The 24,062-nt window shown below is 63.7% G+C and carries 17 protein-coding genes; 6 read left to right on the forward strand and 11 right to left on the reverse strand.

The features are described 5' to 3' along the window. Window positions 1-15 precede the first annotated feature (15 nt). From IPP68_07970 to IPP68_08020, 11 genes are all read right to left on the reverse strand, one after another. Window positions 16-798: a PhzF family phenazine biosynthesis protein gene (locus tag IPP68_07970; protein ID MBL0350295.1), complete on the reverse strand. Its 783-nt coding sequence runs from the start codon at window positions 796-798 to the stop codon at window positions 16-18. A gap of 86 nt (window positions 799-884) precedes the next feature. Beyond that, entirely contained in the window at window positions 885-1,082 is a 198-nt protein-coding gene (locus IPP68_07975) for a hypothetical protein (protein ID MBL0350296.1), read from the reverse strand. A gap of 288 nt (window positions 1,083-1,370) precedes the next feature. Continuing rightward, window positions 1,371-2,387 (reverse strand): c-type cytochrome, encoded by a 1,017-nt coding sequence (locus IPP68_07980; protein MBL0350297.1) that lies wholly within the window; start codon window positions 2,385-2,387, stop codon window positions 1,371-1,373. 135 nt (window positions 2,388-2,522) lie between these two features. Beyond that, on the reverse strand, window positions 2,523-3,845 hold the full coding sequence (locus IPP68_07985; GenBank protein ID MBL0350298.1) for a T9SS type A sorting domain-containing protein: 1,323 nt from the start codon (window positions 3,843-3,845) through the stop codon (window positions 2,523-2,525). Window positions 3,846-3,921: 76 nt separating this feature from the next. Then, window positions 3,922-6,633: a pyruvate, phosphate dikinase gene (locus IPP68_07990; protein ID MBL0350299.1), complete on the reverse strand. Its 2,712-nt coding sequence runs from the start codon at window positions 6,631-6,633 to the stop codon at window positions 3,922-3,924. A gap of 150 nt (window positions 6,634-6,783) precedes the next feature. After that, window positions 6,784-7,785 carry a hypothetical protein gene (locus IPP68_07995; GenBank protein ID MBL0350300.1) on the reverse strand — a complete coding sequence of 334 codons (1,002 nt, stop codon included), beginning with the start codon at window positions 7,783-7,785 and terminating at the stop codon, window positions 6,784-6,786. Continuing rightward, complete coding sequence (locus IPP68_08000) at window positions 7,782-10,493, reverse strand: S8 family serine peptidase (protein MBL0350301.1); 2,712 nt, start codon at window positions 10,491-10,493, stop codon at window positions 7,782-7,784. Before IPP68_08000 ends, IPP68_07995 begins: the two co-directional genes overlap by 4 nt. 4 nt (window positions 10,494-10,497) lie before the next feature. Continuing rightward, a complete protein-coding gene (locus tag IPP68_08005; protein MBL0350302.1) occupies window positions 10,498-12,642 on the reverse strand; it encodes a thioredoxin domain-containing protein in 2,145 nt (714 codons plus the stop codon). A 303-nt stretch (window positions 12,643-12,945) separates the two neighbouring features. Then, window positions 12,946-14,352 (reverse strand): hypothetical protein, encoded by a 1,407-nt coding sequence (locus IPP68_08010; protein MBL0350303.1) that lies wholly within the window; start codon window positions 14,350-14,352, stop codon window positions 12,946-12,948. Beyond that, entirely contained in the window at window positions 14,345-14,872 is a 528-nt protein-coding gene (locus IPP68_08015) for a prepilin-type N-terminal cleavage/methylation domain-containing protein (GenBank protein ID MBL0350304.1), read from the reverse strand. Before IPP68_08015 ends, IPP68_08010 begins: the two co-directional genes overlap by 8 nt. After that, complete coding sequence (locus IPP68_08020) at window positions 14,869-17,916, reverse strand: carboxypeptidase regulatory-like domain-containing protein (GenBank protein MBL0350305.1); 3,048 nt, start codon at window positions 17,914-17,916, stop codon at window positions 14,869-14,871. The genes IPP68_08015 and IPP68_08020 overlap by 4 nt, the downstream gene beginning before the upstream one ends. A gap of 585 nt (window positions 17,917-18,501) precedes the next feature. Here IPP68_08020 and IPP68_08025 point away from each other — a divergent pair. The 6 genes from IPP68_08025 (at window position 18,502) to IPP68_08050 (ending at window position 24,022) form a co-directional block, all read left to right on the forward strand. Then, window positions 18,502-19,080, forward strand: coding sequence for a sigma-70 family RNA polymerase sigma factor (locus IPP68_08025; GenBank protein MBL0350306.1), 579 nt, complete (start codon window positions 18,502-18,504; stop codon window positions 19,078-19,080). Next, entirely contained in the window at window positions 19,077-19,313 is a 237-nt protein-coding gene (locus IPP68_08030) for a zf-HC2 domain-containing protein (protein ID MBL0350307.1), read from the forward strand. The genes IPP68_08025 and IPP68_08030 overlap by 4 nt, the downstream gene beginning before the upstream one ends. Window positions 19,314-19,317: 4 nt before the next feature. After that, window positions 19,318-20,781, forward strand: a complete 1,464-nt coding sequence (locus tag IPP68_08035) for a glycosyltransferase (GenBank protein MBL0350308.1) — start codon at window positions 19,318-19,320, stop codon at window positions 20,779-20,781. Between the two features lie 8 nt (window positions 20,782-20,789). Next, entirely contained in the window at window positions 20,790-22,784 is a 1,995-nt protein-coding gene (locus IPP68_08040) for a glycosyltransferase (GenBank protein MBL0350309.1), read from the forward strand. A 201-nt stretch (window positions 22,785-22,985) separates the two neighbouring features. Next, complete coding sequence (locus IPP68_08045; protein ID MBL0350310.1) at window positions 22,986-23,675, forward strand: TIGR04282 family arsenosugar biosynthesis glycosyltransferase; 690 nt, start codon at window positions 22,986-22,988, stop codon at window positions 23,673-23,675. After that, a complete protein-coding gene (locus IPP68_08050; protein ID MBL0350311.1) occupies window positions 23,672-24,022 on the forward strand; it encodes an arsenate reductase (glutaredoxin) in 351 nt (116 codons plus the stop codon). The genes IPP68_08045 and IPP68_08050 overlap by 4 nt, the downstream gene beginning before the upstream one ends. Window positions 24,023-24,062 lie beyond the last annotated feature (40 nt).

Here is a 24,062-nt window from a genome sequence, read left to right on the forward strand (position 1 = left end):
GTAAATTCAGTGGATTCACAGTCCTAATTCTCCTCGCAAATAAACAACGGCTCGACCGGAAATCATCACCCGGTCGCCTTTGATTTCACAACGCAGGTCGCCGCCCCTAAACGAAAGTTGGCGCACCGCCAGCGTCCGCTTTTTGAGTCGCGCCGACCAGTAGGGCGCGAGGAGGCATTGGGCGGAACCCGTCGCGGGGTCTTCGTTCACGCCCATTTTGGGAGCGAAGAACCGAAGCACGTAATCGGCGTCCAGACCGGGCGCGGTGACGATCACCCCCCGGCGGTCCAGCCGTCGAAGGCCGTCGAAATCGGGCGCCAAACGGGAAACGGCCTGAGCGTCTTTGTACACGACAACGTAATCCATGCCCGCCAAGACCGCCTCGGGCGCGGTCCCCAGGGCCGCGATCAGAGACGGGGGGGCTTCGACCGGTTTCGGCGCCAGCGCCGGAAAATCCATCCCCAGAAAACCGTCCCGTTCCCGAACCACCGTCAACGACCCGCTTTTCGTTTCAAATTGCACGGAGGGTTTTTGGTGCCCCCGGCATTCAAAAAGCACGTGGGCCGAGGCCAGCGTGGCGTGACCGCAAAGGTCCACCTCGGCCGTCGGGGTGAACCAACGGAGGTGAAAACGGTCCCGATCGGCCACGAAAAAAGCCGTCTCGGACAAATTGTTTTCAAAAGCGATGTCTTGAAGCGTCCGGTCCGACGCCCAGGCGTCAAGGAGGCAAACGCCGGCGGGGTTGCCGCCGAAGGGGCGATCGGTGAACGCGTCGACCACGTAATAGGGGATTTTCACTTTTCAAGGCTCCGGGCTGAAAAAGGCGGGGGGCGGATGCTTTCGGCACCCGCCCCCCGCTTGCAAGATCGTGAAGGGTGGGGGACTTATTCCACCATGAAGTCGTGGCCGCGGACGGTCTGCCGGCCGTTGGCTTTGGCGCGAGCCGCCGCCTGTAGGAGATACCAGTTCAGAAGCCCGTTCAACGAGTCAAAAACGTCGCTGGAAGAGCGGCAACCCGCCTTCGCCAGGATGTCTTTCGCTTTGGATTTCACCACGAGGTCCGGAATTTGCTTTTTGGCCATGAGTTCCCCTTTCGAAACGAATGTTGGGTTACATGATATCACGACGGAGAGCAAAATGGGAGGATCCGCCGGACGTTATCGACCTCAATGGAAAAAAACATCCTTAACGCGACGGGGACTTCCCCGGGTCCGTGGCCGGCCCGCGGACGCGCCGTCGGGGTTGGGGGGATTTGAACCGGGAGAACGGACGCGCCCAAGGGACCGATCCCCGGAAGCCAACGGAGCCCTCCCGGGTCCCTTTCCAGGACCCCCATTGGTTCCGGGAGGAAGGGCGGGCCGAGACGCCGACTATTGCGGGAGCGTCGGCTCCTCGAGGTCGACCGTGTCCCCGTTCAACGCGTTTAAAAATTCGATCAAATCCTTTTTCTCCGCCGACGACAGTTTCAAAGGTCGAATTTCCTTGTCCAGCCAGGGGTTTTTTTCTCCGCCCTTGTTGTAGTACTCCACGACTTCCTCGAGGGTCTTTTGGGACCCGTCGTGCATGTAGGGGGCGGTGTCCCGGAGGTTGCGCAGGGTCGGCGTTTTAAAGGCCCCGCGGTGGGCGTCCACCTTCGTTTCCACAAAGCGACCCAGGTCCGGGTCCTTTTGGCTCATACCGACGCCGAGGTTGTGGAAATCCGAGTTTGAAAAATTAAACCCCGAATGGCACACGCTGCAGTTCGCCTTCCCGAAAAACACCGTCAGCCCGCGTTGGGCCGACGGGCTCATGGCCTTGGGGTCGCCCGCCTGGCTTCGATCGTAGGGGGCATTGCCCGTCAGCACGGTCCGCTCAAAAGCCGCGATGGCTTTGGCCACCCGGTCCACGCTGATTTCCTCGGTGCCGAAAGCCGCTTTAAATAAGGGCTTGTAACCGGCCACGCCCGTCAGCGTTTTGACCATGGCCGTGTGGGTAAACCCCATTTCGATGGGGTTTTGAATGGGGCCCTTGGCCTGCTCCTCCAGGGACGGCGCCCGGCCGTCCCAGAACTGCACGTCCATAAAAGCGCTGTTCAACACCGTGGGGGCGCTCCGCCCGCCCTTCTGCCCCTGGATCCCCGTCGAAACGGGAAGTTGGTCCGTCCAGCCCTTTTTCGGATTGTGGCAGGTGGCGCAGCTCACCGACCCGTCCGCCGAGAGGCGCTTATCGAAATAAAGTTTTTTGCCCAAGTCGACTTTCGCGTCGGACATCGGGTTGTCCGCCGGCACAAAGGGTTTCTTGAGTCCCGCCGGCACCGGGTAGGGGTAATCCGCCGAATCTTCCCACTCCGCCCGCGCCGCGCCGACGCACGCCACCGCCAACACCGCCATTGCCCATCGTTTAACCATGGGAGCCTCCTTGAAGAAGATCAAAACCTTTTTACTTTTTTCACGCGGGCAAATCCATGCGTTCGGTCATCTCCGCCGCTTCGGCCGGTGGGGGGGTGGGACGGAAGGCCAAACGCGTCGCGGAGGTCCGCGGGATCAGCGCTGGAGGACGACTTTCCACCTCTTGGTTTTTCCCTCGGAGGCGAGAACGACGAAATACACGCCGGAGGGAACGGAACCCCCGTCGCCGTCCAATCCGTTCCATTGCGCGTTGCCGAAATCGTTGGCGGCAAACTGCCCGACCAACGATCCCCTCAGCCCGTAAATCTTCCCCGTCGCACCGGGGGGCAAACCGCTCCAGCGGAGAACGCCTCCGCCGGCCGGGCGATAGGGGTTCGGGTAGGCGTGCACCGCGCGAAAGGGATCCCCCGCGGTCGGGGCGCCGGCCCCGGTGAGAACCTCCCAGGCCGGCTTCGGAGTTCCATCCGATCGGCGGACGCCCACGGTCGCCAAGTCCACGTTTCCCAAGAAAAACGACGGATCGATGTCGTGAAGGAGGGGCCACACCACCAGCGCCGGGCGGGCCGGCGCCATCAGCTCCGGAAGCCGGTCCGCGAAGGCCCGCTGGGTGGCTTCGCTTCCCGATCCGTCGGACGGCCAGCCGATCTCGGAGAACACCGGCCGCTCCGCCCCCGACAGGTGGTCCGCGGCCGCGGCGTAATAGTCGGAGGGGATGTCCCAGGGCGTGGCGAAAAGCTTATCGGCAAAACCGGTCTTGCAGGGGTACGAAGTGTACCCGACGACGTCGAGTTTCGACGGGCCGGGACCCCGATAAGCGCCCAAAAACACGTCCCAGGACCCCGGGTTGTCCCGCTCGAATTTTTTCTGCAAGTCGTATTGAAAGGAGACGAACACTTGGCAGGCGGGAACCACGGCTTTCACCTGGTCGTGGGCGGTCCGGTAGAGAAGGCCGAAATTGACGAATTCTTGATCCGCCGGGGCGGCGATTTTCCGAAGCAGGAGCGTATTGACCTCCGTCGCCAGGTGGAAGTAATCCGGTTGGACGGCCGCCGCCACGGTCGTGGCGTCCGCGATGAAGTAGGCCTGAAGACAAGGGTTGGAAAAGGACGCCGTCGCGGTGGACAGCCCGCACCCCGCCGCCACCCAGGGCGGCAAGTCGATGTCGGTCCGAAGGCCCGCGATGCTCGTCGGACTGAACCCGATCGACACCTTGAGCCCGAGGGCCCGTTCCTGGTTGGCCCGGGCGGTCATCGCGGGCAACAGCGCGTGAAGTTCGCTCCAGGCCGGAAGAATTTGCTCGAACGTGGCCACTTCCTTGGCCAGCGGAAGCGGGTTCGCGGCGGAGGCGTCCTCGTTGGCCGTGATGGCGAAGGGGGTCCGAAGCCGCTCTTCGAGCGAAGCGGCCCGGGCCCCGGACACCGCGACCCCCGCCGCCAACATCCACGTCCATTTTTTCACGCGCGCCCTCCCGGGAAAAGAAAAGAGGGGGGCGGGGCGGGATTCCCCGCGGCCCGCCCCCCTCTTCGTTGAAGCGTTATTTGGACGAGTAGGATTTCCCCGACTTGTCCTCGATGACGGCCTGGGCCGCCGCAAAACGCGCCACGGGGACGCGGAAGGGGCTGGCCGACACGTAGTTGAGGCCGGTGCGGTAGCAGAACTTCACCGACGCCGGGTCGCCGCCGTGTTCGCCGCAGATGCCGCACTTAAGATCCTTGCGGGTTTTGCGGCCGTCTTTCACGGCCATCTCCATGAGTTTCCCCACCCCCGTCTGGTCCAAGGTGGCGAAGGGGTCGTCCGAGAAGATTTTCTTGTCCAAATAGACCTTGGTGAACTTGCCCGCGTCGTCCCGGGAGAACCCCAGGGTCATTTGGGTTAAGTCGTTGGTCCCGAAGGAGAAGAATTCCGCCTCCGCGGCGATTTCGCCCGCGGTCAAAGCGGCCCGGGGCACTTCGATCATGGTGCCCAAGAGGTATTTCACCTTCACGCCCTGGGACTTTTGAACTTCCTCGGCCACGCGGCGGACGATGGCGGTCTGGTCCTTCAATTCCTTGATGTTCCCGACGAGCGGAATCATGATCTCGGGCACGACCGTGACGCCCTCTTTTTTGAGTTCGCAGGCGGCCAGGAGGATCGCCTTGACCTGCATTTCCGTGATTTCCGGGTAGGTGATGCCCAACCGGCAGCCGCGGTGGCCCAACATGGGGTTGAACTCGTGAAGTTCCTGGGTTTTCGCCAGGATTTTTTCCGTCGGGATGCCGATTTTGCGGGAGAGCTCGGTGGCGTCTTCCTTGGTTTTGGGCAGGAATTCGTGCAGGGGCGGGTCCAGGGTGCGGATGGTCACGCCGTAACCCTTCATTTCCTTGAGCAGGCCTTTGAAGTCCTCTTTTTGGAAGGGCAGGAGCTTTTCCAAGGCCGCGCGGCGCTCTTCCTCGGTGTCCGCCAGAATCATCTCCTGCATGTAGGGCAGGCGGTCGGGAGCGAAGAACATGTGCTCGGTGCGGCAAAGGCCGATGCCTTCGGCGCCCAGGGCCCGGGCCATCACGGCGTCCCGGGGGATGTCGGCGTTGGCGCGGACGTTGATCTTCCGGTAGCTGTCGGCCCATTTCATGACGGTTTCAAAGGTCGCGTAGAGGGGCGCTTCCTTCTTGTCCAACTCGCCGCGCAGGACGCGGACGACTTCGGAGGGAAGGGTGGGCACCTGGCCGGTGATGACCTCGCCAGTGAACCCGTCGATGGAGAGGTAATCGCCCTCTTTCACCCGGGTGCCGTTCACCGCCAAGACGCCGGCGTCCAAGTCGATTTTCAAGACGCCGCAACCGACCACGCAGGGCTTGCCCATGCCGCGGGCCACGACGGCCGCGTGGGAGGTGCGCCCGCCGATGGCGGTCAAAATGCCTTCCGCCACGACCATGCCTTCGATGTCGTCGGGGTTGGTTTCGGGGCGGACCAACACCACGGGGCCTTGCTTGGACATGGTCACCGCTTTCTCCGAGGTGAAAGCCACGCGGCCGGCCGCGGCGCCGGGGCCGGCGTCGATGCCCTTGGCCAGGAAGCGCCCGCTTTTGACGGCGGCCACTTTTTCTTTCCCGTCGAAAACCGGGGCCAGGAGCTGAGCCAGCTGGTCGGGCTCGATGCGGAGGATCGCCTCTTCCTTGGAAATCAGCTTCTCGTTGACCATCTCCACGGCGACGCGGACGGCGGCGATGCCCGTGCGTTTGCCGTTTCGGGTCTGGAGCATGAACAACTTGCCTTTTTCGATGGTGAACTCAAAGTCCTGCATGTCGCGGTAGTGCTTCTCGAGCTTGGAGGTGATTTCCTTCAGCTGTTTGAAGACCTGCGGCATGTCGTTTTGAAGTTCGGTGATGGGCTTGGGCGTCCGAATGCCGGCCACCACGTCTTCGCCCTGGGCGTTGGTCAGGTATTCGCCGAAGAATTCCTTGGCGCCCGAGGAGGGGTTCCGGGTGAAGCCCACCCCGGTGCCCGAGTCGTTGCCCATGTTGCCGAACACCATGGCCTGGACGTTGACGGCGGTGCCAATGTCGTCGGAAATCTTGTTCAGGCGGCGGTAGGTGATGGCGCGGGGGTTGTTCCAGCTTCGGAAGACGGCGTTCCGGGCGTCCTCCAACTGCTGCCAGGGATCCTGGGGGAAGTCCTTGCCGGTTTCGCGCTTGACCAATTTCTTGAGCAGGTCCACGACGTGCTTCAGGTCGTCGACGCCCAGGTCGGTGTCCAGGTGGACGCCCTTTTTGTGCTTCACGGATTCCAGTTCTTTTTCAAATTCGCCCTTTTCGATTTCCATGACGACGTTGCCGAACATGGAGATGAAGCGGCGGTAGGCGTCCCAGGCGAAACGGGCGTTGCCGGTCTTATCGGCCAAGCCGAGCACGGCCTCGTCGTTCAAGCCGAGGTTCAAAATCGTGTCCATCATGCCGGGCATGGAGAACTTCGCGCCCGAGCGGACCGAGACCAGGATGGGGTTTTTATTGTCCCCGAATTTTTTGCCCAGGGCCTTTTCGAGTTTGGCCATGGCTTCCTTCTGCTGGGCGGCCAATTCCTTGGGGAGTTTCTTGCCGTTGGCGTAGTAGTGCCGGCAGGTTTCGGTGGTGATGGTGTAGCCCGGGGGCACGGGCACGCCCGCGCTGGACATGCCGGCCAAGCCGGCGCCCTTGCCGCCCAAAAGGTCTTTTTGCGTTCCGTTGCCTTCGGCCTTGCCGTTGCCGAAGAAATAGACGTATTTTTTCGCCATGACAGTGAAACTCCTTAGAGAGAGACGAGTTTTTTGAACGCGAGGGTAAGACGGAGAACTGCGGGACTTGAAAAAGCCCGGAAGGCCCATCCCGAGGGAAGGCCCCCCGCGCGTTACGGGGTGGATTTTAGCACAGCCGGAGAGGCCCCGTCAACGCGGCGGGGCGGGCGGTTTGTCGCCGAAAGCCACGTCGTCCAGAAACAACGCCGAAGGGGCGCCGGGGGGGCTGGCCGTGAGGCCCACCTCCACGCGGTCCAAGACGGTATCGGGCAAGGGGAGGGTTTGGCCCCGGACGTCGATGATTTTGTCGTCGTTCAACCACAGTTGGACGACGCCTTGATCGTCGTCCATGAGCCGGTAGTGAACCCGGAGATGGAACCATTGGCCCCGGGGAACGGCGATCCCCCGCGGAGCCCGGTAGGTGGGTTTGTCGGCCCACTTTAACTCCACCCGGGGTTCGCCGGTCTCCGACAGGAGCACGCGGGGGCCGGGTCCTTCGTCCATGTAAGTGCATTCCAAATCCACCAAACCCAGCGGCCGCCCCTCCACGATGAAATACCAGGCCGAATACCAAAAATCGTCGCCCCGGACAAAATAGGCCAGCCCCGTCTCCAGGGACGCCTTGGAGCAAATCATCGACCGGGTCGGAGCGGCGGAATAGAGGTAAAGGCTCGCCCGGCCGGCGTGGGGGCGGACCGTCGAAGGCTCCACCCGGTTGTCCAGAAAATCGGAGGCGCCCGACAAGATCCGGTTTCGGAGGGCGACGTAGTCGGGCACGGTCCGGGCCCGGGGAGACTGCAGGGTGAAGCCCGACCAGCCCCGGTGGGGGCCGATCAAGTCCCGCAGGGAGGCCGCGCCCTCGAAACCCTCGGCGAAGGTCCGAAGGACGGGAAATTCCCGCCCGTCGTCCGACAAGGCAAAAACGCGTCCGCCCCGGTTCCGATACCGACGATGAACAAACGCCGGATCGTAGAGGGCCTTGAAGAATTTCTCCCGTCCTTGAACGATTTCGTAGGCGTTCCCCTTTCGAAAAACAAAGGTTCGACCCTCAATGACTTTTCGGGTCGCCGGAGGTTCCGCTCCCAGGAAGGGGATCGCCCCCAGAGCCAGCAACGCCAGGAACAGCCGCCGCCCCACGGAAGCCGCCTTCATTTCTGCACCACGAACGGGAAGGGCGGAGCGCCTTCGGGAAGAATGTAATAAACGCCGCTGGCCACCGACGCGCCGTCCTCCCCGGCGCCGTCCCAACGGGCCTCCCCGTTTTCGTCGACCGGGAGAACCCGCACCGTGTGGCCCGACACCGACACGATTCGGACGCTTTTGTGCGCCGGCAAGTGAATCAGCCGGACGTCCCCCGCCCCGGGGACATACGGGGAGGGAAACGCCCGGGGTTTTTGGGGCTCGGTGTCCGCCACGGTCCGAAAGGTTCCGGAGGACACGCTTTCCCGCCCGCCGGCGTCCCGGGAGGCGATTTGAAAATCGTAGGCCGTGTCCGGCGTCAAGTCCCCGAGGACCGCGGCGTGCGTCAACGACTCATCCGCCAGGACCACCCGACCGATCGGCGACGTTCCCGCCGGACCGACGCCCACCCCAGCCGTGGACGGTTCGTCGGTGTTCCATTGAAGGGTCGCCCGCCGGGGTTCGGGGCGGATCCTCAAGTCCGAAAGAACCGGGGGCCGGGTGTCCGCCGCCACGTCGAACAGAAGATCGTCGTGGTCCGTGTAGTCCCCGGCGGCGCAGGCGTCGGGCGGAATTTGATAGGTCATGACGGCGCGGAGCACCAGCCGGGGCGAATCGGGGAGCGTCATCGCGGTTCGGAGGGTTTGCCCGCCGCCCGCCGTCGGCACGAAAGACAGGAGGGGCGTCCACCCGGGGGCCGCCGGGGACGTGGCGTAATAGAGCGCCACCCGATCGGTGGTGAACCCAAAATAAGACCAATAGGAGACGTCGATGGTCGCCCCCCCCCCGGCCGTGAGGGGGCCGCCGGAGGCGCTCCGAACCCGCAGGCGATCGATGGACTCGTCCAAGTGAAAGGTCCCTTCGTTTCCATCGGCGCAAGGCGCGGTGAGGAGGGTGTTGGGCGCGTCGGGCTCGGCGCCGCCCAAAAAGCTTCCCCGGCCCGTCAAGAGGTTCACGGAATCGCATTCCGCGCCGACGCCGCAGGCCGGCGCGCCCACCCCCGCGTCGTAAACGGCGGGAATTCCGGGACCCAGGGGCGTGGGCGACGCCACGTTGACCGCGACCGACGCGTCGGTGGATTGATCAAAAACATCCAGAGCCCGCACGGTCAATCGATGAGCGCCGGACAACCCCGTCGCGTCGACCGCGCAGGACCACGTCCCATGGTTGACGTGGGCCATGCCCCGGGAAGCCCCGTCGACCAACACCTCCACCCGAAAGAGCCCGGCCGATGAAGCCGCCGTCCCCCGCAACCCCTGAAGGCCGGCCACCGTGGCGCCGTCGGCGGGATAAACGATGGAAACCGTCGGCGGGTCGTTGACGGCCGCCAGATTCCGCTGGGACGCCGCCCGGGCGGCGTTGATCCGCCCGGCGCCGGTGGCGGCGTCGAAGCCGGGGGTTTCCACGTCGTCCACGGCCAGTCGAAGGGCGGCAAGAAGCTGGGCGGGCGTGTAAAAGGGATGGAGCGCCGCGACCAGGGCCGCCACCCCGGACACGTGAGGGGCGGCCATGCTGGTTCCGCTTTTCGTCCCATACGTCCCCCCGGGCAACGTGGATAAAATCCCCACGCCGGGGGCGGCCACGTCCATCGGAGGGCCAAAACTTGAAAAATCCGCCTTCCGATCCGCGTCATCGGTGGCGGCCACGGCGGCCACCCCGTCCAAGGCCGCCGGGTAGCCCACCGGGCCGTTGCTGTTGCCGGCGGCCGCCACCAACAAAACGCCGCTCTCCCGGGCGTAATTCACGGCGGCTTCGATCAAGGCGCCTTTGGAGGAACCGCCCCAGCTGGCGTTGATGATCCGGGCGCCGTTGTCCGCCGCGTAAATAATACCGGCGGCCAAATCGGATTCGTAACCCGCGCCGCCGGCGTCCAACCCTTTGAGGGGCATCAGTCGGGCGCCGAACGCCACCCCCGCCACGCCCAGCCCGTTGTTGGCCGTGGCGGCGATCGTTCCCGCGACGTGGGTGCCGTGGCCGGCGTCGTCGGTCGGATTGCCGTCGTCGTTGGCAAAATCCCACCCGCCGGCATCGTCCACAAATCCGTTGCCGTCGTCGTCCAATCCGTTGGCCGGGATTTCGCCGGGGTTGGCCCACATTCGGTCCACCAGGTCGGGATGCGTTCCATCGACCCCCGAATCCACGACGGCGACCACCACGCCGCCGCCCGCGGTCGAGTCCCACGCCGTTGGGGCCTCTATTTTAGGCATGGCCCAGAGCGAGGAATAGTCGGGGTCGTTGGGAACCCAGGACGCCTCGTACCGGCGGTCCGGCTCGGCCCAGGCCACGCCGGGCTCCGCGGCGAAGGCCCGCGCCACTTCGTCGGGATCGGCCGGGCCGTCGTACGCCAGGATCCGGATGTTTTCAAGTTGGGCCCGAAGCTCCCGAGCGGCGCCGTACCGGGCGGGCGCCCTCCGAGGCGGCGAAGTCGCCCCCCCGCCCCGAAGAACGGGGGTGACGGATCGAACGCCGAAGGCCGCGTTCAGTCCGGTCAGGGCGGGGGCCTTGGCGGCGCGGAAAAACCGTGCGGGGTCCGATTGAAATTGGACGATCACCCGCCGGGGAGGGGGCCCCGCGGGCCCCGCAAAAACCCCCGCCGTCCCCACGAGAAGGGGGGCCAGAAGGAGGGGACGCCGAACGAACCGCCGGGAGGAAAAAAGCGCGCGGAATCCAGGGGAAATCACGCCTTCACCATCGAGGGAAGCCGGTCAACCGGGCGCGCAAAGCGTCGGGGGTTTCCAAAGGAAGTTCGCAGGCCCCGTCCCGGCAGAAATAGGCCCGGGCCCGGCCCACGGGAACCCGGAGGCCCGCCAAGTGCGGCAGGCGTTCCGCGAGGGCGGCCTGGCCCTCGCCTTGATCCGCGAGCAACACCAGAAGGTCGGGACGGAACACTCGACGGGCTTCCGCCATCAGTCGTCGGGTGGCTTCGTTGCCCGGCCGCCCGGCGATGACCAGTTCGCTGAAGGACCCGAGACCCAGCAGCACCGAGGACAAAAATCCCGGGAAAGCCCGGGGCGCTTCCGCCGCCCGCCCCCGCAAGGCGTCCACGATTTTCCCGGCGGCCGACGCGAAATCCGGGCGGGCCCGCAAACGACCGAGTCGGAGCAGGGCCGCCACGGCGACCGAGGAGGCGCCGGGCTCCACGTTGTCGCCTTCGTCCCGGGCCCGGAGGATCAACCGGGGGTCGTGGTCGACGGGCGTCGTGCGCACCACGCCGCGATCGCCCTCCACGAACGCCCGAAGGAAAATATCCGCCAACGCCTCCGCCCACCGAAGCCATCGGACCTCAAAGGTCGCTTCGTGCAAATCGAGGAGCCCTTGGATCAGGAAGGCGTGGTCGTCGGCTTGCCCCGGGATGGCCCGTTGGCCGTCCCGCCACCGCCGGGACAGACGACCCCCGGCGGGATCCCAAAGGTGAGCCTGAAGAAATTCCGCGCATCGCACCGCCGCCTCCCGATAGCGGTCCTCGCCCAGGACCGCGTGGCCCTTGGCGAAGGCCGAAAGGGCAAGACCGTTCCAACCCGTTAGAATTTTATCGTCCAAGAACGGCCGGGGCCGCGACAGGCGCAGACCCAGCAACGTCGACCGAGCCCGCGCCAATCGCCGGGCGACGTCCTCGACCGTCAAACCGAAATCGGCCGCCACGTCCGCGTCGGACCGCGCCCGGAAAAGAATGTTTTCCCCGGCGAATTCCCCCGCGCCGTCGGCCACGTTGCCTTCGGGCCGGACCCCGTAGGCCCGGGCAAAAAGGGCGGCCTCCGCGCCGAGGGCCTCGGCCAACGCCGAAGAGGTCCACGTGTAAAAGGCCCCTTCCTTCTTATCGGCCCCGGGAGGGCTTCCTGGAGGAAGGCTGTCGGCGTCCTCCGCGGAGAAAAACCCGCCCTGGGGATTCCCCAAATCCCGCATCAGATAATTCAAGGTGACGCGGGCCGTGTCCGCGAAAGACGCGTCGCCCGTGAGCTGATGGGCTTCCAAGAAATTGACCGCCAATTGGGCGTTGTCGTAAAGCATTTTTTCAAAATGGGGGACGTGCCAACGGTCGTCCGTGGAATAACGGTGGAACCCCCCGCCCAACGCATCGCAAATCCCCCCCGCCGCCATGGCGGCGAGGGTGCGAACCGCCATGTCCCGGGCCGGCGAACCCCGTGGGTCCGCCCGGGCCTCGGCCCGCGCGGCGAATCGAAGGAGAAATTGCTGATTGACCGGAAGGGGAAATTTGGGCGCCCCCGAAAAACCTCCGTTTTCGGCGTCGAAGGATTCCCGGAAAGCCTCAAAAGCGGCCGTCACCGCCTCCTCGGCGTCGGCCTCCACCGCCGTGGGAGCCCCCGCCAAAAAGCCGGCCACGACCCGGTTTAATTCGTCCCCCCGGCGTTCGATCGCGGCCCGCTCCTGGGGATTTTTCCAGGCGGCACCGAGGCGTTGAACCAATCGGGGCCAGCCGGGGCGCCCGCCCCGGTCCGCGGGCGGGAAATACGTTCCCCCCATGAAAATTTTTCCGGTCGGCGTCAAAAAAACGTTCAGGGGCCAACCGCCCTGGCCCGTCATGGCCTGGATCGCCGCCATGTATTGGCGGTCCACGTCGGGACGCTCCTCCCGGTCCACCTTCACACACACCAGATGTTCGTTCATGACCTCGGCGATGTCGGGGTTTTCGAATGATTCCCGCTCCATCACATGGCACCAGTGGCACGTGGCGTAGCCGATGGAAACAAGGATCGGTTTGTCCTCCCGAAGGGCTTTTTCAAAAGCCTCGTCCCCCCAGGGGAGCCAATGCACGGGGTTGGTGGCGTGCTGAAGCAAATACGGGCTTTTTTCTGTCGCTAATTTATTCATGGTCAGCATGGAACCTGGAATCGTCGAGGCGGGTGGTCGGTTTTAATAAAACAAATCCTTCGAGCGGATTGACTTCGAATGGCTTGGAGGCCGGCCGCGGCTCTCCCTCGTTGATTAAAAATCGCCCGAAGGATGTCCGTCCCTTCCCCGGAGGACACGAAATCCTCCATCGGGATTAAAAGCCCTGGGGCACCGGGAAGGATTCCAACGGAATTCGATTCCCCCGGCTTTTCGAAAGGGTCGGACCGGGTTATTTTGATTCGGGCTCGATGAAACAGAAGCGCCGGGGGGAGACCCCGGGCGCTAAGGCCATACCATATCGGATTTGTCTTCGTTGTAATAGCGTCGGCGAACGGGGGTGTAAATCACCTTCATCCGCGATGCCACGGCCTCGTCAAAATAGATGTCCAATCCCTGCCCCGGGGGATCAAAATCGGTTTTGAGGGTTTTAACGTAGACCACGCCCACCAAGCGAACGTCGTCGTTGTTGTCCTCGATCGTGCACAAACCGTCCTGAACGTGCAAAAACCCATGGAAACCCACTTTGTCGGGCAAAAGATAGGGATAACGCCCGGACGCCCACACCGCCCCCATCCCGGAAGTCGTCCACGTCGTCGAGGCATCGGTTTGGCGGTATTCCATGTCGGCGTTCACCGGGATCGTGGCGTTGTAGCTGGCCCAGTGGGGGTGCATCCAGAGGTCGTTGCTCGGCCCCGCGACGATGAACGCCTCCAGGTCCAACAGGACCTTCCCTTCGATGACGGCGCCGCAATTAGCGTTCGTTGAATTCTCGATAAAGAACACCGACGTTGAATTGGAGAACACGTAGTTTTGCCCCACGTCCGTCCGAAACCGAACCCCCCGGTTGGACCCGTCCCAATTGTCCGCGCACAAAAACAGCCCCGTGGCCGCGCCCCCGTTCGAAACGGCGGCCGTCGCGCCGTCCCGCAGGACCAGGGTCCCCAGGCCGGCCGTCCACCGGGGCAAAGACGACGCGGCCGCTTTGCTGCGGTAATAGGGATAGTCGATCGCGGGCGGGTCGCCGATGTTTTTGTCGAAGGCCCAATATTCCTGGCCGTCGGAATTGTGTTCGTCCCGGGTGGTGTCGCGGGCGAACACGCCGTTCCGCGCGTATTTTCGGGGAAAATGGGGAACGTCGGCCGTCAGGAACGCGGGGGCCAACCCGAGACCGGCGTAGCTTTTAATCGGGCCCCAATGAACGCGGGGGTAGACATCGGACGCCGGGTTCAAATCGTTTTTCATGACCAGGGCTTCAACAAAATTGCGCGTGTAGACGGCCATCAACGTGCGCACCGTTTGGGCGTTCCGGACCGATCGGACTTTGCATCGCACCGTGACTTCCTCGGGACCGGGGCCCGACGAGAATTTTATTTTGTATTGGTACGCGGGGTCCAAATCGGTCCACACTCGATCGTAGTTGAATTCCGGGATCGGGACGCCCGTTTTGGCGTTTTGCCAATTGGACTCGGAATCGCCCAAGGTCCAGGACCCCCGGTCCAGGCCGGATTCCGCGATGGTCACGATCTCATCGATGTGCAGCTTGCGCGTGGACCACCGGGAATCGTCTTTGCTCATTTGGATCAAGCTCGGCAGGAAAATGGCGAGAAGGGCCAAAATCAAAATCACCAAGGGGAGGATGAACCCCCGTTGGGACTTCCGTTGGGCCCGGCGGGTTCGGTCGCTATTCATTGAGGATCCGGACGCGGTCGTTGGTGACATAAAAAATTCTTTTCCGCCGGAAGGACTCTTTTTCCAGCGACAGGTTAACGGACATGACGCTGTCGTCCATGGACCCCACGTACGAAAAAGCCAGAAAACGCAGGTACGGCGTGACGACCCGGGGCACGGGCGACGAGACGGAGTCCGTGACGTACAAGTTGTGGCCTTCCTGCCAGACCGTGACGGTGGACCCCCGCACGGTTTCAAACCGGATCCGCGAATAGGGCGGCTGGGGGACGGGAGCGTCGACTTGGTCCACGCTGATCGTGGTGGACACGGCTTTTCGCAAATTCGTGATCACGATTTCGGTGGCGTTGCGCGCGTCCCGCTGAAGGGCCAGTCGGTCGGTCGTCACGTAATAGAAGCGAACCACCTTGTCCAACAATCCGGGCAGGAACGAGACCATCACGGCGAGGATGGCCAAGGTCACCAAGATTTCCACGAAGGTGAATCCCGCGGACCGACGGTCCTTTCTTCGTTGGGCGATCACGGGGTCAGATCCAAAACGGGAAAGTCCGCGCTGTTGCTGCCCGAATTGATGTAGGCCGAAAGAGATCGTTTCACCCAGACCACGTCGCCGGTCGGACTGAAATAGGGGTAAAAGCCGTACACGTTGTACGTCCCCATTTTGACGTCAAAGGTGTAACGGCCGGTCGCGTTGGCCGCGGTCATGTAATATTCAACCGCCCCGGCGCGGAATTGCGCCGTGAGGGCCGTCGGCGTGGACCCGGCGATGGTGGTGGTGGTCAAAACCAACAAAACGCCGGTTTGGATGGGGGCGCCCGACGCCACCACCGATCCGGATCGGTTCCCGTAGGCGTTGGTGATGGTGAACGTCCCCACCACGATTCCGCCCGCCGTCGCCACCGAGGTCGCGATGTTCACGATTCCCGAAATGTCCGGAGTCACGGTTTCCCCACGCTCCGCCATCACCCGGACCTGGTAATCGCCCGAGGACACGTTGATGCGGAACCAGCCCACGGGCCGGCCGTTCGTAACGGTGGAATAGGTCGTGGCCGAGGCTCGCTCCTCTTTGGTCGCCGCGTTGATGGCGCTCACGACGACGTCGGGGATGCCCGCGCCCAAATTGTCCTGGACGAAACCGGCCAAAAAACCCGTGTAGGGCAAACGCGTGTTCGGGCAGGCGCACGAATTGACGTAGTACCCCTCCCCGCCCCAAAATTCGTGTCCGATGGGGGGGGACCCGGGGGACCAATACACGTCGTTCAAGGCCGCGGCATAATCCCCGGACGCCGGATTATTGAGATGCACCCCCACGTAGGCTTGATTGACCGACGACGAATATTCAAGGCTGTAGGCCCCGCCGACGCGGGAGTGCGTGTAGGCGCCGACGAACCCGGACGGGAATTTGTATTCCACCCGCAGGTCTTCCAAGGGCACATCGTAAACGTCCCGGGCGGACCCAAACAGAAACACTTTATCCGTCGTTTCGCCGATGACCCCCTGCCAGAAGTTGTAACTGCCCGGGGTGACGTTGACGGTGATTTGGGACGATGCGTGGTAGTCGTAGGGCGTTTGGCCGGGGGTGCCGCCCGTTCCGCTTCCGCCGGTGATGCGGCGGACGTACAAGCCCAGGGTCCAGTTTCCGGTGGAAACCCGGGTAAATTCGTAACGGCCCCACCAGGGGATGTCGGAGGTGGTGTAGTTGAACATATTGGACCGCGGGCACGTCGTGCAAAACCCGACGCTGCTCGGGGTCCACCCGGTGTAATAGGTCGGTTTCAACCCGTCCAGGGTCGGGGTCAAACCGTCGTTCACAAAAGCGTTGACGTACCCCGCCTCGTTCCCCCCCGCCAAGCGGTTGCTGGCTCGCGTCCAATCGTCCCGGCCCGCCACGACGGGCACGGGGGCGGCCGCGCTGTTGCGGGGGAGAAACCGGGCAAAATACCCCGGAGCCGAGGGCGTGTATTTGGACCAATCCCGGACGTTGCAATTCGAGTCGTAGGCCGGCCCGACGTCCCGGGTTTCCTGCCAGGCCATGGTGCTCGCGTAACGCAGGTATTGCTCGCCCGCCTGCAGACCCGCGCAGTCTTCAATGGCCCCCGCCTTATCCACCAATCGGAAGTTTTCCTCGGCAACGACGGGGTCCCGCCCCCCTCCGACGCATCCCGCGTCCAAACCCCCGCGCCAACCGACCCCGTCCAAGTAGATGTAGTCGGTGGAGGATTGCCGGCTGTAGCTCAAACGCAAGGCGCCGCCCCCCCCGTTGTATTGAACCGCCGGAACACCCAGGACGAAGTTCCAGGTGGATTGACTGGGCAGGAAATTCGCCGTTTCCGCCGTTGTAATAATGTCGGGATTGGGCGCCCCGGCCGAGAGAAGGCCCGCCGGATCGAAACGACCCACGGCCCCCGCCGGTCGGTCCACGCGCCACCAGGCGTTCGCCGACGGATCGACCGTTTCCCACACCGCGTCCGCGGTCACGGACCCCTCCCCCAAATCGATCGTGGGGGTGTTGGCGAACAGGAAGTAGCCGCCCGGGGGAATGGAAGTGTTGACGTAGCCGACGTCGATCTTATGCAGGTCGTAATCGGCGGTGGTGTTGGGAAGAGCGCCCGCGGCGGGTTCGGAGCTGTTGTGGGTCATGTAAAAGTGCAGATTGAGCTTGGTCGCGTCCCAGGTCCAGGTCGTGGGGTTGAATATTTCCACCCATTCCTGCGCAAACGCGGGGTTTGAAAAACTGGCGGAGCTTCCGACCACGCGGCTGATCACCGGGCTGGAGTTCCACCAAAAGGCGGCGTCCACGCGGCCGTAACTAAAACGCGACAGTTGAAAGTTCACCGTCGTCACGCCCGTTTCGTACCCGACGTAGGCCGACTGCTTGGCCGAGAAGTAATTCCAGGCGCTGCTCGTGTCCCGAACGCGGAGGGTGTAGGTCCCGGGCCGAATGGAAAATTCGTAGTAGCCCGAGGCGTTGGGCGAAGCGTTCACCATTTGCCCCAAGGTTTCAACGGTGTCCACGCGAATCCCGAGCCCCCCGCTCAACGGGACGCTGTTGGTATCGGTAATCACGCCGACAAATTTAACCTCGCCCCGCGTGCGGTTGGGATTCTCCTTCAGGCCGGTCACGTCCGCCACCCGCCACGACGACCCGTCTTTCCACATCACGGAAGATTTGATCCGTTTCATGCCGGCTTCGGTCTGGTAGGGCGTGGCGGCGGCCATCGCCGCCAGATTCCCCGTCGATGGATCGCGGTAAACCCGTTCAATGTACGCCCCCCGGAAGTACGTCACGTTGCCCACTTGAATCCGCTCGGGACCGGGGGTGTAGTAAGGATCGTAGTAGAAAAAAGGGGCGCCGCTTCCGCCCGGCTGGTAATAGGTGGGAGCCCCGGCCGCTCGCAGCCGGTAGTAGGCAAGCACCTGGAGGGCTTCCAGTTTTTCCCGGGCCAACGCGGTGGCGACCTGTTTCGTTTGGCTGATAAAAACAGACTTGGCGACCCCGTTGAAAACTTTGATGGAAACGAACACCCCGACGCCCACCAAAAGGGCGGCCACGACCAACTCAATCATGGTCGCTCCTCGATGGGATGGTTTGCCGAAACGCATGTGTCCCCTCCGGTTGGATGCCATTTAAGTGTGTTACTAAAATGGTCACATTTCAATGTTTATTTCGGCCTTTCGCGCCACTTTTCGCGGCACCCTTGGAACCAAAATAGTGGTCGAACAATCGTTACCAAGTTATTCGGTCGGGGGTCAAAACCCCCCGTGGGATCGTCTCTTTTTGCCTCGCCACGTTGGCCTCGAACGGGGGGAGACGACCTTCGGTTATGACCCTGGGGCAACCGCGAAATGAAAGAAAAAATGCCGGGACGTCCTTTTCAATCGCCGATGCTTCGGGAAAATCAACCCTCGGACTCGTCGTCATGGGAATTTGGCGCCGCTTCCGTCAACCCGTCCTGGGCGCGAGGGAACTCTGAACACCGCCGTTGGAACGATCGACACGCCCCCCCCGGGCCCCGTTCTTTCCGAATCGACCGGATCCCGATCGCGCGGCGAACGACCCGGAGGGGCCTCCCGCGGGCGGTTTGCGGGTTCCGTCGAGAATTGATAACCTAGGAAGCGGCACGGGAACTTTTTTTCCCGTCGGGGTTTAGAATGAACGAGGCACGGCCACAGGAATTCAAAAGCAAAGCGCTCCCCTTGTTGGACGAGATGTACGGGGTCGCCCTGCGCATGACCCGCCATCCCCAGGTGGCCGAGGACCTCGTCGCCGAGGCCTTCGCCCGGGGCTGGAAAAGCCTCGAGCAGTTTCAGCCGGGGACAAACCTCCGGGCCTGGCTGTACCGCATCATGACGAACGCGTACATCAACGATTTCCGGAAGAAAAACCGGGAGCCGGAAAAAGTGTCCGTGGACGCTTACGAGAAACTCGACGAGTTCCACCTGTACAACCGGTTGTCGACCGAGGCGCCGGCCGCGCCCGACCCCGTCCGCGACGTGATCGCCCGGTTGACCAACGACGATTTTCGCACGGCGTTGGACGCCCTGCCGGAAGAGTTTCGAACCGCCATTGTGCTTTACGATCTCCAGGGGCTTTCCTACGACGACGTGGCCAAGGCCCTGGACGTCCCGATCGGCACGGTGCGTTCCCGATTGGCCCGCGGGCGGCGGCAACTTCAAGCGGCGCTCTACCGCCACGCGGTGGACGCCGGACTGGTGGGAGCTCAACGATGACCGACCACGACTGCGATAAAATTCTGGACCACGCCTACGAATTCCTCAATCGCCGGGACGTGACTCCCGCCGAGGACGCCGCCTTTCGGAAACATCTGAACGACTGTCCCCCCTGCGGCGACAAGTTCGAGTTTGAGCGGAAATTGCTGCTGCGGCTGAAAGCCGCCGGCGGATGCCAATGCCCCGAGGGGTTGAAAGCCCGGGTGAAATCGCTTTTGGAACGGATGCCCTAGTTCCGTGGCCCCCGCCGCGGCTCTCGCCGTTTATTTGGGCATCCTCGTCGTCCTTTCCCTCTACGGTCTCCACCGGTATTGGATTTTATTTCTGTATTGGCGGCACTACAAATCCCGCGCCCCCCTGGCGACCCCACCGGAGCCCGCCGAGTGGCCCCGGGTGACGGTGCAACTCCCCCTGTACAACGAGATGTACGTCGTCGAGCGTCTTTTGGAGTCCGTGGCCGCGTTGGATTACCCGGCGGAAAAAATTCAGATCCAAGTCCTGGACGATTCCACCGATGAGAGCGGCGCCCTGGCGGAACGACTGGTGGCCGAACACCGGGAGCGGGGCCTCGCGATGGAGCGCGTGGCGCGGTCCGATCGGCGGGGGTTCAAGGCCGGGGCCCTGGCCAACGGGCTCCAAACCGCCACCGGGGAATTCGTGGCCATCTTCGACGCGGACTTTCTCCCCCCCCCGGATTTTCTCCGGCGCACGATTCCCTGGTTCGGCGACGCGGGCCTCGGCATGGTCCAAGCCCGATGGGGGCACGTCAACACCGGCTATTCCCTTCTGACCCGCCTTCAGGCCCTCCTCCTGGACGGCCATTTCCTGCTCGAACACACGGCCCGGAACCGCTCGGGGGCTTTTTTCAACTTCAACGGGACCGCGGGGGTCTGGCGCCGGCGGACCATCGAAGAAGCGGGCGGATGGGCCGACGACACCCTCACCGAAGATCTGGACATTTCCTACCGGGCCCAAATGAACGGCTGGCGATTTCTCTTTTTGCCGGAGCTGGTGTGCCCGGCGGAACTGCCCGTCGACATGGGAGCGTTCCGAAACCAACAACACCGCTGGGCCAAGGGCGCCCTTCAAGTGGCGAAAAAAATTCTCCCGGCCCTTTGGCGAAGCCCCGCCCCGTTTTTTGTGAAGCTGGAGAGCACCGTCCACTTGACCTCGAACCTCGCTTACCCCATGGTGCTCCTGTTTTCCCTCCTGCTTTTTCCCAGCCTCGTGGCCCGACGCGCGTTGGGGTGGCCCCTTTGGGTCGGGGTGGTGGAATTGGCGGCCTTCGGGCTGACCACGGCGTCCATTCTCCTTTTTTACACCGTGGCCCAACGGGAGGCCTTCGGGGGCCCCCTGCGCCTGCGCGGCAAGGATTTGCCGGCGCTCATGGCCTTCGGCGTGGGCATGTGCGTCAACAACGGCCGCGCGGTTCTGGAAGCCCTGTTGAACATTCCAACGGAATTTCGCCGCACGGCCAAATTCGACATTCGGAGGCCCGGCCAAGAGTGGCGCGCCAAGAAATATCGCTCCGCCCGTCCCGTCGGCGCCTTGGAGTTGGCGGTCGGGACCTACCTGGCGGCCGCCATGGGCTGGACCCTCCGGGCGGGGTATTATTGGTCTCTCCCTTTCCTTTCGATCTTCTTGGCCGGCTACCTCTACGTCGGCTACCTCAGCCTGCGCCACGCCCTTCAGCGGGCCTGAACCCCCGCGTGCCCCCGCTTCTCGCCTTCGCCTTGGCCCTCGAGGGCGCTTGGATCTCTTCGCTGACCCTCCGCCCCTGGCGCGCGCACCCCGTCCCGTTCCTGGCCCTCTTCGCCGCCGCCTTTGTGGTTTACCTCCTGGCGGTCCGGCGGGTGTTGCGTCGGCCGGGGACCGTGGGGCTCGTCTTGGCCGCGGGGGTCCTTTTTCGCCTCACCGCTTTCCTCTCCCCCCCCAGCCTGTCCGACGACATTTACCGCTATGCCTGGGACGGGCGCGTGCAGGAAGCCGGGATCAATCCCTATCGATTCCCCCCGAACGCGCCGGCGTTGGCCTTTCTTCAAAACGCCGACTTCCCCGGCATCAACCACCCGTCGATCCCGACGATTTACCCGCCGATGGCCCAAGCGGTGTTTCGCCTCGCCGCCGCGGCGTCGCCGACCCTGACCGCCCAGCGGGTCGCCTTCCTTTTTTTTGATTTGGCTTTGATGTTTCTCCTGCCGGCGTTCCTTCGATCCCGGGGCCTTCCTCCGGAGCGGTGCCTGATCTACGCTTGGCACCCCCTGGCGGTGGCGGAATTCGCCTCCTCGGGCCACGTGGACAGCCTGGGGCTTTTCTTTCTCTTGGCCGGCCTCTGGACCTTCCACCAACAAAAGCCCGTCCGATCCGGCGTCCTCTGGGCCCTTTCCTTTCTCGGAAAATTGGGGTCCGCGGTTCTCCTCCCCTGGCTGATTTTACGTCGAGAAGGACGTCGGGCCGTGGCCGCCTTTGTGTCGTTAATCGTCGTGGGCTACGCCTTTTTCCTCACGCCGCCTTTGGCCGAAACGTTCCGGTCCCTTTTCGCGGGAACCCGGACCTACGCCCGGGACTGGTCGTTTAACGCCGGGATTTACGCGCTAATGTCCGCCGTGACCGGAGCGCCGGGACTTTGGCTGCGTCTCGGCGCGGGGGTTCTTTGGGTCGCGGCCGCGCTGGTCCTGGCCCGTCGGTTCAAAGACCCCCTGACCTACGCGGCGGGGGCCGTTGCCCTGGCTCTGGCGTTGAGCCCCGTGGTTCACCCCTGGTACGCCCTGTGGCTTTTGCCGTTCCTTTGCTTCTTCCCCCACCCCGCGGGACTGGCCTTCACGGGGCTGGTGGCCCTTTCCTACGCGGTCCTCGCGGTTTACGATCGAACCGGCGTCTGGGCCCTCCCCCCCTGGGTGCCGGTCGTGGAGTACGGAACCGCCTACGGCCTTTTGTTCCTCGGTTCGCCCCGCCCCGCCGCCCCGGTTCCACGACCCGCCGTCGGGCCCCGGCCGTGCCGTCCGGTCGTGGTCATCCCGGCGTTCAATGAGGAAAAAGCGATTTCGGCGGTTCTGGCGGAAATTCCCCGGGATCAAAACCCCCAGATCATCGTCGTGGACAATGGATCGACCGATGGGACCGCGGGGGCCGCCCGGAAGGGGGGCGCCACGGTGGTGGCCGAACCCCGCCGGGGGTACGGCCGCGCCGTCCAGGCCGGGGCCCGCGCCGCGTCGCCCGACCGGGACGTCCTCGTCGTTCTGGACGGCGACCACTCGGATTTCCCCGGGGATCTTCCGGTCCTTCTGGGTCCCCTGGAACGGGGCGAAGCCGATTTCGTCATCGGTTCCCGCGTCCTCGGCGGCGCGCCCCGGGATTCCCTGACGCCCCAACAGCGTTTCGGCAATTGGCTTTCCTGTCGGTTGATCGCGGCCCTCTTCGGCCAATCCTTCACGGACTTGGGGCCTTTTCGGGCCCTTCGGCGGGACCTCTTCGTACGCCTTCGCCTGGCCGATCCGACCTACGGCTGGAACGTGGAAATGCAGATCAAAGCCCTGCGCGCCGGGGCCCGGGTGACGGAGGTGCCCGTGCGTTACCGCCGACGCATCGGGGTGTCGAAAATCTCAGGTACGGTCAAGGGCACGGTGTCGGCCGGGGTTAAAATTCTTTGGACCATCGCCCGGTTCGCCCTGGCCCCCGGGCCCGAGGAACCCGAAAAATGGTAAAATAGAAGCCAGAAAAGGTCGCCGAATCGGGGAACTCTTTTCGTTCCGGCGCGTTCCAGAAAGTGAGAATTTTTCGCGAAAGGGAGGACGCCATGTTCGGACCCGGCTGTGGTTGCTAGTTAAAAGGGGAGATGAAAGAGTGCTTTCATCTCCCCTTTTTCTTTTGATCCCTCGTCGAAACCCGGCGGGACGCGAGAGCCCGTGAGTCCCTTTCGGCGGGCTCTCGTTGTTTTTTTAAAAGCCCCCGTCCCCGGCCTCGTGAAAACCCGACTCACCCCGGTGCTCTCCCCCGACGAGGCGGCCGGGTTTTACCGTGCCCTGGCCCGGGACACGCTGGACGTCGTCCGCGATTGGGCCGAACTGAGCGACGGCCACTTCCCCCGGGTGGCTTACCAATCCCATGCCCGCTTTCCGGACCTTCGGTGGACCGGCTTCGCGGGTTCTTTTTTTGAGCAGGAAGGCACGACGTTGGGCGATCGGCTGGACCACGCGTTCCGACGCGTGTTCGAGGAGGGCCACCAACAAGCCGTGGCCCTGGGGACGGACGCCCCGGAGATTTCGGTCGATCGATTGACGGAAGCCTTCCGGTCCCTGGACCGTCACGACGCCGTTCTGGGACCGGCCCGGGACGGCGGGTATTACCTTTTGGGCCTCCGGCGGCCCTGCCCGGCCCTTTTCGCCGAAATGCCCTGGTCCTCGGACCGGGTCTTGGCGGAAACGATCCGTCGGCTCGACGCGGCGCGGCTTTCCCACGAGCGGCTGGACGTGTTGGACGACATCGACGACCCCTCGGACGTTTCGGCCTTGGCCCGTCGAATGAAAGAAGCGGGCGCCCGGTGCCCCCACAGCCGCGACGCCCTTCTCAAACTCAACACCGGGAGGATTCCGTGAGCGAATGGTCTCTTTATTACAACCCCCGCTGTGGGACTTGCGTGAAAGTCAAAGAACGCCTGGAAGCCCGAGGCGTGAAACCCCGAGTGATTGAATATTTAAAGGAAGCGCCGTCGGTGGCGACCCTGAAAAGGCTTCTGGAAAAGATGGGAGCCGCGCCCGCGGCCATCACCCGCTTCAAGGAGCCCTATTGGCAGGAACAGCGGATCGACCCGTCCGCCTTAAAACCCGAGGCGTGGTTGAAAATTCTGTCCGAAAACCCGTTTTTGATTCAGCGTCCCATCGTTGAAACGGAAACCCGCGCCCTGGTGGCCCGGCCGCCGGAAGAAGTCGACACGCTCTTTTAACCTTTTCCAAAAAAAAAGGCGACCCCCGTCGCGGGGGGTC

The sequence above is a fragment of the Elusimicrobiota bacterium genome (assembly GCA_016722575.1).
Taxonomy (GTDB): domain Bacteria; phylum Elusimicrobiota; class Elusimicrobia; order FEN-1173; family FEN-1173; genus JADKIY01.

What these genes read in the sequence shown, in the direction of transcription:
- IPP68_08020 (MBL0350305.1), bottom strand. Translation starts at nt 17,916, where the DNA reads ATGATTGAGTTGGTCGTGGCCGCCCTTTTGGTGGGCGTCGGGGTGTTC.
- IPP68_07980 (MBL0350297.1), bottom strand. Translation starts at nt 2,387, where the DNA reads ATGGTTAAACGATGGGCAATGGCGGTGTTGGCGGTGGCGTGCGTCGGC.
- IPP68_07990 (MBL0350299.1), bottom strand. Translation starts at nt 6,633, where the DNA reads ATGGCGAAAAAATACGTCTATTTCTTCGGCAACGGCAAGGCCGAAGGC.
- IPP68_07975 (MBL0350296.1), bottom strand. Translation starts at nt 1,082, where the DNA reads ATGGCCAAAAAGCAAATTCCGGACCTCGTGGTGAAATCCAAAGCGAAA.
- IPP68_08030 (MBL0350307.1), top strand. Translation starts at nt 19,077, where the DNA reads ATGACCGACCACGACTGCGATAAAATTCTGGACCACGCCTACGAATTC.
- IPP68_08025 (MBL0350306.1), top strand. Translation starts at nt 18,502, where the DNA reads ATGAACGAGGCACGGCCACAGGAATTCAAAAGCAAAGCGCTCCCCTTG.
- IPP68_08010 (MBL0350303.1), bottom strand. Translation starts at nt 14,352, where the DNA reads ATGAATAGCGACCGAACCCGCCGGGCCCAACGGAAGTCCCAACGGGGG.
- IPP68_07995 (MBL0350300.1), bottom strand. Translation starts at nt 7,785, where the DNA reads ATGAAGGCGGCTTCCGTGGGGCGGCGGCTGTTCCTGGCGTTGCTGGCT.
- IPP68_08005 (MBL0350302.1), bottom strand. Translation starts at nt 12,642, where the DNA reads ATGAATAAATTAGCGACAGAAAAAAGCCCGTATTTGCTTCAGCACGCC.